We start from the raw sequence: 11,317 nt of genomic DNA, 5'->3' as shown, positions 1-11,317 counted from the left end.
TGGCGCCATAGAAAAGACAATCAATCCCGTGAGAGCCAGTTGCGACGCATCCAAGTGCACGACTATGGACAGCGATTCGCAATGCAAGTCGGCTAGCGCGAAATCGATCCGACATAGTCACGGAGATAAATCATGATGCTTTCAGCACGAAAGATGGTGGGTCCGCTGGCGCTGCTGGTGGCTGTGCTCGCCGGGTGCGGTAATCACGACAGCGAGAATGGCAACACGCCCCCGCCTGCGCCCGTGAGTTCGACGGCGGCACCATCGCCAGCCATGCCTGCGTCGTCGCCCGCTCCAGGCAGTAGCGCGGCGATGCCCGCGCCGGCCTATCCACAAAGTTCACCAGCTCCCGCTACCACAACGCACTGACGTTGCAATCATGGAGCTATCTTGCGGCGCGCCGTCCGTGGGCGGCGTGCCGCGGGTGAGGTGGACGTCGTTGCGGGTGTGGGTGCACTAATGGCAATGCCAGGCTATCGCTGATTTTCAACACGCATGCATGCCCTGCGCGAATACGTCGCTCCGATGTGTCATCGCAGGCGCGTAAACTTCGCACTGTCCCCACCCAGGCAGGAGCGATCAACCATGGCGATGCACGCATCTTCTTCGTTGCTCAACGCGATTGGCATGAGCGTGCCCATTGTCCAGTCGCCGATGGCTGGCGTTTCCTCTCCGGCTATGGCCGCTGCGGTGAGCAACGCCGGCGGGCTGGGTTCGCTGGGTGTGGGCGCGATGACGGCAGAGAAGGCGCGCGGCGTTATTCATGCGTTCCGTCAGCTGAGCAAGGGGCCGCTCAACATCAACGTGTTCGCGCACCGGCCCGCGCATGCAGATGCAGTGAAGGAAACGGCGTGGCTCGCCCGGCTGACGCCGGAGTTCACGCGTTTTGGCGCAACGCCTCCGGCATCGCTCAAGGAGATCTACACGTCGTTCCTCGTCGATGAGGCCATGCTCGCCATGTTGGTGGCCGAACGGCCGACCGTGGTGAGCTTTCACTTTGGCGTGCCACTGCCGGATCAGGTCAAGGCGTTGCACGACGCTGGCGTGTTTCTGATCGGTTCGGCGACGAATGTGCAGGAGGCGAAAGCGCTCGAAGCCGCCGGCATGGATGCCATCGTCGCCCAGGGTTATGAAGCGGGCGGGCACCGTGGCATGTTCGATCCCGACGCGGAAGATAGCCGGCTTGGCACGTTTGCCTTGACGCGCTTGCTGGTGGAGAACGTCAGTGTCCCTGTGATTTCTGCTGGCGGCATCATGGATGGCGCGGGCATAGCCGCCGTATTGAAGCTCGGTGCCGCAGCGGCTCAATTGGGTACGGCTTTTATCGGAGCGGACGAATCACTAGCCGATGCCGGTTACCGCAAAGCGCTGGCGAGCGACGCTGCCTACGCCACTGTTGTGACGCGCGCGGTGTCCGGGCGGCCGGCGCGCAGCCTGGCAAGCTTGTTCACACGTCTTGGTGCTTCTGTGCCGGACGCTGACGTGCCGGATTATCCGATCGGCTACGACGCGGGCAAAGCATTGAACGCAGCGGGGCGCGCCGCCGGCGAGCCTGGGTACGGCGCGCATTGGGCCGGGCAGGGCGCACCGCTCGCGAGGACGATGTCCTCACATGCCTTGATGGAAACGCTGATCGCGGAATGGCGGAAGGCGTCGGTCTGAAACGGGGCTTTCCGTGTTGGCCTGTGGCAGTTGGTACGCGACCGAGCCAGCCGCCGATGCCCTACGGATTTGCAGCGCCATTCTCGGATTGGGGTGGCGTGGCAAAGCGTACCGACGCATCGAGCGGGCACATATAGGGTGCGATGGCGTCCACGATGTCTTTCGGGGCGTCGAAGCATTTGTCGAGCAGGCGCGTGAGTCGTCCCACGCGAAGATGCGGATCCCACGTCATCTGCTGATCCATCGGTCGGATGTCGCGTACGTCGAATGCGACCTGATCGAGGCCGGGCGACCTTAGGCAGAATTGATGGGCGAGGGGCTCGGTATCCGCTGTCTCATCACGTTTCAGCCGCAACTCCGCGACGCTGAACTGCCACTCGCCGCCACGAAAGACGTGGAGCTCGTTATGCGGAACGAAATGGGTGCTGAGCATGGAGGGCCTCCATCAATGCGCCGTGCGCGTAGGTTCGGCAGGTGGAAGCAGGTTGCCCTAGCAGGCGCGTGCAACACATAGGACAAGTCCTAAATTTGACCGCCGTGGTGCTGCGTTGACTTTTGCCCGCCTGCCATAGGCGTCTACGAACTCATGAGCCGCGCGTCATGCCATCAGGGCTAGTGTCCTGGCTGTGCATGGAACTGTCGCCGATAGCTGCCCGGTGAGATCGAAAACGTGCGCGTGAAGTGTTGGCGGAATGACACGGTCGAGCCGAAGCCCACATCCCCGGCGATCTGGTCGATCGAATGATGGCTGGTTTCCAGCAGTCGCTGCGCGGCAGCGAGACGATGGTGAAGCAGCCAGGAAATAGCGGTAGTTCCCGTCTTCTTGCGGAAGTGTCGGCTGAACGTGCGCAGGCTCATGCCCGCGCGATCGGCCAGTTGTTCGACGCCAAGCGGTTGGTCTCAGGTGCGCGATGGCCCACTCGAGTGTCTTGCTCAGTGCATCCGGGGCATCGTCTTTGTGCACGGGGTTTTCGATGTACTGCGCCTGGTCGCCATGGCGTTGCGGGGCGACGACGAGCCGTCGCGCAATGCGATTGGCGACGTCAGCACCCAGGTCGCGCCGTACCAGATGCAGGCAGCAGTCGATGGCTGCAGCCGTACCTGCGGAGGTGAGGACGTCACCTTCGTCGACATAGATCGCATGGCGATCCAGCGTGACGCCGGGATACGCATGCTCGAATTCGTCCGCCCACGCCCAGTGGGTGGAGGCCGTCCGGCCGTCGAGCAGGCCGGCTGCCGCCAGCACGAAGGTGCCCAGACACAGGCCGACGATGCGGCTTCCCCGAGCATGCGCTTGCTGCAGCGCGCGCAGCACAGCCTCCGGTGGGCGTTCGCTCGGCGTGCGCCAAGCCGGCACGATGATGGTATCGGCCTGTTTGAGCGAACCCAGGCCGTGCTTCACCTCGATATCGAAGCCGGACATGGTGGCAATACGCCCCCGACGTTCGCCGCAGATCAACAGGCGATAGCGTTGCACGCCCAGCTTGAGCAGATCGTCGCCGAACACGATGCAGGGGACGGAAAGGTGGAACGGGCTGATCCCGTCGAACGCGATGACGGCAATGGTGTGCATAGGAATCACCGGGTACGGCTGCGGAGCCGCATTGGCCGAAATCTATCATAGGTTGTCATTCAGGCCACTTTTAGGCGGTGCACCAAATGCGGAACATGGCGTCACCCGATGATCCGACAGGAGAACACCATGACCCACCCAACCATCCGCACCATGTCCGGCGCTGCCACACCGGCGGCCCTGACTCCCGCCCGCACCGCGCTGCTGGTGATCGATTTTCAGAACGAGTATTTCGCCGGCCGCATGCCGATTCCCGATGGCGACGCGGCTTTGCGTAACGCACGGCGCCTGATTGCGCACGCCGATGAAGCGGGCATGGCGGTGTATCACGTGCGGCATGTGACACCATCGGGTAGTCCCATCTTTGCGGAGGACAGCGATACTGTCGCGTTCCATGCCGACTTACAGCCCGCCGCGCATCACCATGTGGTGACGAAGTCATCAGTGAGCGTCTTTCCGACGACAGATATCGATCGCCAGTTGAAACAGGCCGGTATCGACACGCTGGTGATCACCGGTCTCATGACCCACGCCTGTGTCACCGGTGCAGCGCGTGACGCCGTGCCGCTCGGCTATGGCGTGGTGGTGGTGGGGGACGCCTGCGCCACCCGCGACCTCGACACTGCCGGTGGGCAGACCGTAACGCATGCTGCCCTGCATCAGGCGGCGTTGGCCGCCATCGACGATGCCTTCGGCGACATCCTCACCACGGATGCGTTGATTGCGTTGCCGCTGCTGGCGGTGTCGCCCGCCTGACGCAGGCCTCTCCGCAGGGAAGGGAGGCTTACCGCCGCTTGTCGGTAATGCCGGCAAGTAGATGCGTGGCCGTTTCGCGGTCGGTGTTCGGACCTGCCTCAGCATTCGCCAGCATCATGCGGGCGTCGGCGCGAAGGTTCTCGGCACTGGTCTTGTCGCCCAGCGCGGCATCGACATGCGCCAGGTCGGCTTCGATGCGCGCGACCAGTACGCTGGTGTTCGGCACGTTGCTGTGCGCGGCGCTCAGGGCATCGTCAAGCTGCACCGCCGCCTCCCGGTCGCGGCCAAGCTCTTGCAAGGCGTCCGCGTAGACGATGCGCGCGCGGATCGCCTTCTCCGAGCGTTCGTCGTCCAGCGCGGCATAGATCTCCACGGCCTGGGCGCCGAACGCCACCGCGTGTTCGTAGTCGCCCGTGGCTGCCAACAGTTCTGCTTTCGCGGTAAGCGCAAAGGCCGTGTCCGGGTGTGCGTCGCGATAGCGGTGTCGGGCTTCGGCCAACGCGCCGTCCGCTTCCGTGCGCGCTTCGTCGAAGCGCCCGCACGCAATCAGCATCTCGGCAAGATACGTGCGGTCGTAACCGCGCCCGTTGTCGATATAGTCCACACCAAGCTGGCGTTGCCTGCGCGCAATGGCGTCGCGCATGCTGGCTTCCGCTTCGGCATAAGCGCCCTGCCGGAAGCGGAGTTTGGCGATGTTGCTGATGCTGATCGCTTCGGTGGGTACCGACGCGGGTTTCAGCGCCTGGTCCACGGCGATCGATTTGGTATAGAACGCCAAGGCTTCATCGAGCTTGCCCTCTTGCATATAGACGGCGGCAAGGTCATTCAGATGCCATGCGGTATGGGCATTCGGGTGGGTATAGGCGCTGGCATCGATGGTCAGCGCATCGCGCATAAGTTGTTCGCTTTCACCATAGCGGCCCAATTTGGTCAGCGCTGCGGTAAGCAAGGTCATGGTATCGGCGACGTCGGCATGCTGTGCGCCAAGATGATTGCGCTTACGCGCCAATGCTTCGCGCAACAACGGCTCGGCCCGCTCCGGCTGGCCGGCATCGCCGAAGATCCAACCCAGATTCAGTACGGCTTCGGTCAAGGCCTCGCTGTCGCTCGGGAGAATGCGGCGGGCCAGTGCTACATCCTGCTCGCCGAGCGTGATGGCTTTTGCCGACTCGCCGATGCGCTCGTCCAGCCCTGCCAGCCACGCCAGCGCCTGTACGGCCTCGGGCGAATCACGCTCTGGCCCGGTTTCAAAGGCGTCGATGGCATGCTGCAATCGCGCGGTCGCCTCGCGCACGCGGCCGAGTTCGTCGGCCTCCTTCGCGAGCAGGTATTCGATGTGCATCGTGCGCTGGTCGGTGGCACCAAACTGGGCATTGGCCAGTGTCGCGGCTTCCTCCAGTGGCTGCCACGCGCGCTCCGGATGGCCGCTGCGGCGTTCGAGGTCACCGACCAAGGCAAGGATCTCCGCGCGTAGCGCCGGCTGCATGGAGAAATCCCGATCGGCACGCTCGCGGCCGCGCGCCAGCAGCTCTTCCGCAGTCTCGTTCGATTCGGTGCCATGCGTGGCGCTGTCGAACAGCTCTTCCATAAAGGTCTTGAGGGCATCCGCACGCTGGGCTTCGCCGAAAGCGGTCACGGCTTGCGCGTGCGCATCTCGCGCGGATTGCCGCGCGAGCCGGGCTTCGTGCAAACCGATCACCGTCGCGCCCGCAAGCAACGTTGCGGTGACGATGCCGATGGAGACGGCAAGGGTGTGGCGTTTGGCGAACGTCAGCGCGCGATAGGCCAGCGTATCCGTCCGGGCCTGCAGGGGCTTGCCCTCGAGATAGCGCTGGATGTCAGCGCCAAAGGCGGCTGCGCTCGCGTAGCGGCGTGCGGGATCGGAGCGGGTGGCTTCCTGCACCATCGCGTGGAGGTCCACGCCAAGCGTTCGCCGTAGGGCTTCGTCGTCGAAAACGGAGGCTTTCGCGTGGGCGTCGTCGTTGCGATGTGGCTGCTGATCGCCGAGCAGTTCGGCGAGCAATACGCCCAGGGCGTAAACGTCAATGGCGGTGGTGGCGGCATCGCCGGCCAGTTGTTCGGGGGCTGCATACGAACGGGTAAGGCGGCGCGCTTCGGTACGCGTACGCTCACCGTCGCCCGTAAGCAGTTTGGCGATGCCGAAGTCCACCAGCTTGACGCAACCATCCGCACCGACCAGCACGTTGTTCGGTTTCAGGTCGCGATGCACGATCAAGTTGCGGTGCGCATGGTCGACGGCAGAGCACACGTCCAGGAACAGACGGAGGCGCTCGCGCTGGGACAGGCCGCGCAGCGCGCAGTGCGACATCAGGTCATCGCCGGCGACGAATTCCAGCGCGAGGAACGGCGTTCCTGAAGGGGAAAACCCCGCGTCGAGCAGTTGCGCGATGTGTGGATGCTGTAACCGCGCGAGTATGCGCTGCTCGCGCAGAAAACGCCGACGCTCGTCGGCATCATGCACGTCGATGCGCAACAGCTTCAACGCTACCGTCTGCGGGCCGCCGGGTAGTTCGCGTTCCGCCTCGAACACGCTGGCCATGCCGCCGGCGCCGACAAAGCGGAGCACGCGATATCCGTCGATGGTCGGCAGGGCATCGGCCGACTCATCCGCGAGCGTCGGCAACCATTGTTCCATGCCACGTTCGAGCGCCTCCACGCCGGATGCGTTGTCGAGCGCCTGCGCCACCAGGGCGCGCAAGGTGGTGTCGTTGCAGTGTTTGCGCAGCCATTCGATTCGCTCATGGGCGGGCACGTCGAATAGCTGATCGATCAGCGGTTCGATCTCATGCCATCGTTCGGCGAAGGCGGAGTTCATGGGCGGCGCAAGTTACTCAACGGATTTACCCCTATAGCGTATTCAATGGGCAGATTGCGACATCGCTTACGCATCGGGCATCAGGCAGGCGGCCAGGAAGGTACGCGCCTTGAGCCAGTCGCGCTCCACCGTGCGTGCCGTGACGTCCAGCGCCTCGGCGATCTCCGGACTCGACAGGTCGGCGAACAGGCGCAGCTCGGCTACGCGGGCGAGGCGCGCGTCGGTGGCGGCCAGCCGGGTCAGCGCCTCGTCGATGGCGAGTACATCGATGATGTCTGACGCGTCCTGCGCAGCCGTCAGCTCGGGTGCCTGGCGTTTCTGTGCCTTTCGGCGTCGCGCGTGGTCGATCAGCAGATGCCGCATCACGCGGCTCATGTACGCATACAGATGGGCGCGATCGGCGAAGGCGAGTTCGTCGCTGGCGATCAGCTTCAGGTAAGCCTCGTGGACCAGCGCGGTGGTTTCCAACGTATGCACGGCTTCGCGTGCGCGCTGGTGCTGCGCAAGGCGGCGCAGGGTCGTGTAGATCTTCGGGATCAAGGTATCGAACGCCGCGGCATCGCCGTTGGCGGCGCGCGAAAGCACCTGGGTGATCTGCGGCTCTGCGTTCATGTGTGTCGACCTTCCTTTGGTCGTGTCGCTATCGACTCCCTTTTTGCGCTGTAAGGAGAGATGGCGGTATTCGGAACGACAACAAGCCCAGGGAATGCCATCACCCGTCGCATCCAAGAGAGGATAGAAGTCATGTCGAATCATCGCGCTACATACGGCCGCCTCACAAGGGCCGCAGTTGCTTTCGCGCTGGCCTTCGCCAGCCTTGCGGGTGTTGCTTCCGCGGACAGCGGCACCGCCCCGACGCCCGGCAGCTATACCTACCAGACGCTCGATTATCCCGGCTCGTCACAGACCATCTTCTGGGGCATCAACGATTTTGGTGACCTGGGCGGCCAGTTCGCCCTTAACGGCGGCACTGCGCATGCCATGGTGTATCGCCATGGCCGTTTCGAATCGCTCGACCCGACGATGTTGGGCACTTACTTCAGTGCGGCGGGTGGTCCCAACGATTTGGGCAACACCTACGGTGGCTATGCAGACGCAGCCGGCGCGCAGCATGGCTTTGTCATCAACGGTAAGCATTTCGAGACGGTGGACTTCCCCGGTCATCCCAACTCGAACGTGGACGGCTATAACGAGTTCGGCACCATCCTGGGCGTGTACTGGGGTGCCGATGGTGCGTTCCACGGCATTCTGCGTCGCGGACATGGCTGGGACACGCCGTTCGATGTGGCGGGTTCCGTCGAAACCTATCCGCTGGGCATCAATGACCTCAACCAGTCCGTCGGCTATTGGGACACCAATCCGAAGGCGCCCCAACCGCACGGTTTCTATCGCGACGCGAACGGAACGATCACCACGATCGACGTGCCCGGCGCCAGCAACACGGTGATTTTTGCCATCAATGACGTTGGGCAGATCGCCGGCTATTTCTGGGGCGCCACGGGCCCGATGCATTCCTTCATCCTGCAGGATGGCAAGTTCATCCAGCTCGACATGCCGGGTTCGACCGGCACGGCGGCCACCACCATCAACAACTTTGGCGTGGTGTCCGGCTATTACCTCGATGCGAACCATCAGCAGCATGGCTTCATCGCCACGCCGACCGCACTGTCGCATCAACACTGAGCGGGAAGAGGGCTCCGCAAGGACGCGGAGCTTTCTTTTTCTTTGGTTGCACTAACGAGAAACCATCGTCGGCATGGCGCCGACGATGGTTCACTCGTGCATCAGAAGTGGACGACGGTACGGATCGACTTGCCTTCGTGCATCAGGTCGAACGCTTCGTTGATGCCGGTGAGTGGCTTCGTATGCGTCACGAACGGTTCCAGTTCGATCTTGCCGGCCATGGCGTCTTCCACCATGCCTGGCAACTGCGAGCGTCCCTTTACACCGCCGAAAGCGGTGCCTAGCCACTTGCGTCCCGTTACCAACTGGAACGGGCGCGTGGAGATCTCCTGCCCGGCACCAGCCACACCGATGATCACTGACTGGCCCCAGCCGCGATGTGCGCACTCCAGTGCCGCGCGCATGACATTGACGTTACCGATGCACTCGAAGCTGTGGTCCACGCCCCAGCCAGTCATCTCTACGATTACCTGCTGGATCGGTTTGTCGAAATCCTTGGGATTCACGCACTCGGTGGCGCCGAAACGGCGTGCCAGTTCGAACTTGCCGGGGTTGGTGTCGATAGCGATGATGCGTCCGGCCTTGGCCAGCTTGGCGCCCTGAATCACGGCCAAGCCGATGCCACCCAGGCCAAACACGGCCACCGAATCGCCTTCCTGCACCTTGGCGGTGTTCTTCACTGCACCAAGTCCTGTGGTGACACCGCAGCCCAGCAGGCAAACGTGCTCAGGGTTGGCGTCCGCACTGATCTTGGCGAGCGACACCTCGGCGACCACGGTGTATTCGCTGAAAGTGGAGCAGCCCATGTAGTGATAGATCGGCTGTCCGTTGTAGCTGAAACGGCTGGTGCCGTCGGGCATCACGCCCTTGCCCTGCGTGGCGCGCACGGACACGCACAGGTTGGTCTTGCCGCTCTTGCAGAACAGGCACTCGCCGCACTCGGCGGTGTAGAGCGGAATCACGTGATCGCCGGGCTTTACGCTGGTGACGCCTTCACCGACTTCCACCACCACGCCCGCACCTTCGTGTCCGAGCACGACGGGGAACAGACCTTCCGGATCGTCGCCGGACAGCGTGAACGCATCGGTATGGCACACGCCGGTGTGGGTGATCTTCACCAGCACTTCGCCTTTGCGGGGCGGCTCGACGTCGATCTCGACGATCTGCAGGGGCTGGCCCGGTCCGAATGCAACAGCAGCACGTGATTTCATGACAATCCTCGAAACAAGGGAAACAGAGGGCGCTGCCTTCAGGCAGGCGCCGGAACAGGTCAGCGCAGATACGAGCGCACGAGGGAAACGACTTCGTCGATGGATTTCTCCGGCGTGCCTTTGGCGTTCGCCAGATGCGAGAACTCTTCGCGCAAATGACTTTCCAGCACGCCAGCCATCAGCCCGTTGATCGCGCCGCGCACAGCGGCAATCTGCTGGAGGATCGGTCCGCATTCCGCGCCGCTCTCGAGCGCGTTTTCCAGCGCGTCGAGCTGGCCCCGCACGCGGCGGACGCGCGCCAGGACGCGCTTTTTTTCTTCAACGGAATGGGGCATGTCGATGCCTCGTCTATACTGGGGTGGGGTATATATATCACATACTCCCCGGTAGTATTTGGGCGAGTCCCGTTTCCAGGCGGAAGCGTCGCCGCGTCCATGCTTCATCATGGCGCGCGAAGCCGTTGTCAGCGCCGCCTCATACCGGCAATGCGCGAGGGCAGGGCGCGCATGGCCCGGAATAGCTGCTGTGTCAGCACCAGCATGGCAAAGCCGGCCAGGATGCCAAGCAAGCGCTCCACGCCCGGCCCGATATCCGCGCTGGCGTAGCGGTCGGGTACCAGCACCACCAGGAAGGCGAGTGCGAACTGCACGCCGATGTAACCGTAACGATGCGGGCCGTTCTCGATATGGCGGCCTATCGCCACGCCAAGGCACAGGCCGAGCGTGATGAGCACAGCGTTGTGACCGCAGGACAACAGAATGGCGATGGCCAGCAGGGCGCCCAGGCTGCAGCCGATGAAGCGATGGACCATGCGCGTGGAGACAACTCTGCGATTCGTGTCGAGACTCACCAGGGGAACGGCCATTACCGCCATCACCGTGATGCCGGCCTGGATCAGCGCAGGAATAGCGACCCAGCGATAGAACAGCGGAACCAGCGCCGCCGCGATGCCGGCCTGCAGTGCATGCCATGCCGCGTTCGTGTGCCATCCGAACTGGGACACCGCGAGCTTGGGTGGCTGGCCCGGTATCCAGTGGCGCAAGGTCTTCGACGACAGGTAACTGATGATCAGGCTGGCTGACGTGCCGATCAAAATCTCCACCACGCGCGACACCGCGTATGACGCGGGCGAGCTTGCCTGCGGAACGACGCTTTCGACCACCACCATGAGAAAGGTCAGGCCGGTGAACAGCCACGCATACGTCCGTCGCCCGACCAGCACCATGTACATGGTGGCGGTGACTACGAGGCCTAGCGAAAGGCTGGCCCAGAGCGGATGCCCGACGATCTGTGTGGCGACGACGTAGCCACCGAGGGCACCGAGCACGGTACCGAGCACGCGCAACGCCGCGCGTTGCGTGCTGGCGGAGAGATGCGAGCGTATGACCATGAAGCCACTGAAAGCGGCCCATCCCACATTGCGCGTGCCTGCCAGTTGCGCGATGGCGATAGCCAGCAGCACAGAGGCAATCGCTTCGGCCTGATCCACCATCCGCGGGCCGGGTTTCAGCAAGGTCGCCAGGTCGCGAAACAGCTCGCCCATGAGCTGCTTCAGGGGAGCCAGTCGCCGGATGATACGGTTGGTTTCCATGATCT

General features: G+C 63.4%; 11 protein-coding genes. 4 read left to right on the top strand and 7 right to left on the bottom strand.

Annotated elements, in window-relative coordinates:
* Positions 1–132: 132 nt before the first annotated feature.
* Positions 133–369, top strand: a complete 237-nt coding sequence (locus DYST_RS06860; protein WP_146010515.1) for a hypothetical protein — start codon at positions 133–135, stop codon at positions 367–369.
* 126 nt (positions 370–495) lie between these two features.
* On the top strand, positions 496–1,662 hold the full coding sequence (locus DYST_RS06855) for an NAD(P)H-dependent flavin oxidoreductase (RefSeq protein WP_343214860.1): 1,167 nt from the start codon (positions 496–498) through the stop codon (positions 1,660–1,662).
* A gap of 61 nt (positions 1,663–1,723) precedes the next feature.
* Here DYST_RS06855 and DYST_RS06850 read toward each other — a convergent pair whose 3' ends face one another.
* Together DYST_RS06850 and DYST_RS24295 are read right to left on the bottom strand one after the other, a co-directional pair.
* A complete protein-coding gene (locus tag DYST_RS06850) occupies positions 1,724–2,095 on the bottom strand; it encodes a hypothetical protein (RefSeq protein ID WP_239950895.1) in 372 nt (123 codons plus the stop codon).
* Between the two features lie 165 nt (positions 2,096–2,260).
* A complete protein-coding gene (locus DYST_RS24295) occupies positions 2,261–3,235 on the bottom strand; it encodes an AraC family transcriptional regulator (RefSeq protein WP_428993964.1) in 975 nt (324 codons plus the stop codon).
* Between the two features lie 129 nt (positions 3,236–3,364).
* On the opposite strand from DYST_RS24295, the gene DYST_RS06835 reads away from it, so the two are divergent.
* Positions 3,365–3,991 (top strand): cysteine hydrolase family protein, encoded by a 627-nt coding sequence (locus DYST_RS06835; protein WP_239950893.1) that lies wholly within the window; start codon positions 3,365–3,367, stop codon positions 3,989–3,991.
* Positions 3,992–4,019: 28 nt separating this feature from the next.
* Here DYST_RS06835 and DYST_RS06830 read toward each other — a convergent pair whose 3' ends face one another.
* Complete coding sequence (locus tag DYST_RS06830) at positions 4,020–6,827, bottom strand: serine/threonine-protein kinase (protein ID WP_239950892.1); 2,808 nt, start codon at positions 6,825–6,827, stop codon at positions 4,020–4,022.
* Between the two features lie 66 nt (positions 6,828–6,893).
* The gene (locus DYST_RS06825; protein ID WP_239950891.1) at positions 6,894–7,439 is read right to left on the bottom strand and encodes an ECF-type sigma factor; all 546 of its coding nucleotides are present in this window, start codon (positions 7,437–7,439) and stop codon (positions 6,894–6,896) included.
* 132 nt (positions 7,440–7,571) lie between these two features.
* On the opposite strand from DYST_RS06825, the gene DYST_RS06820 reads away from it, so the two are divergent.
* Positions 7,572–8,510, top strand: coding sequence for a hypothetical protein (locus DYST_RS06820; protein ID WP_158241352.1), 939 nt, complete (start codon positions 7,572–7,574; stop codon positions 8,508–8,510).
* 101 nt (positions 8,511–8,611) lie between these two features.
* Here DYST_RS06820 and DYST_RS06815 read toward each other — a convergent pair whose 3' ends face one another.
* The 3 genes from DYST_RS06815 to DYST_RS06805 all read right to left on the bottom strand — a co-directional run bounded on the left by DYST_RS06815 (position 8,612) and on the right by DYST_RS06805 (position 11,312).
* Positions 8,612–9,721 carry an S-(hydroxymethyl)glutathione dehydrogenase/class III alcohol dehydrogenase gene (locus DYST_RS06815; protein ID WP_239950890.1) on the bottom strand — a complete coding sequence of 370 codons (1,110 nt, stop codon included), beginning with the start codon at positions 9,719–9,721 and terminating at the stop codon, positions 8,612–8,614.
* A 59-nt stretch (positions 9,722–9,780) separates the two neighbouring features.
* Complete coding sequence (gene frmR / locus DYST_RS06810) at positions 9,781–10,056, bottom strand: formaldehyde-responsive transcriptional repressor FrmR (protein WP_102303424.1); 276 nt, start codon at positions 10,054–10,056, stop codon at positions 9,781–9,783.
* Between the two features lie 128 nt (positions 10,057–10,184).
* Positions 10,185–11,312 (bottom strand): FUSC family protein, encoded by a 1,128-nt coding sequence (locus DYST_RS06805; RefSeq protein WP_239950889.1) that lies wholly within the window; start codon positions 11,310–11,312, stop codon positions 10,185–10,187.
* Positions 11,313–11,317 lie beyond the last annotated feature (5 nt).

The sequence above is a fragment of the Dyella terrae genome, assembly GCF_022394535.1.
Classification (GTDB): domain Bacteria; phylum Pseudomonadota; class Gammaproteobacteria; order Xanthomonadales; family Rhodanobacteraceae; genus Dyella.
This window is presented reverse-complemented; position numbering and strand designations above follow the sequence as displayed.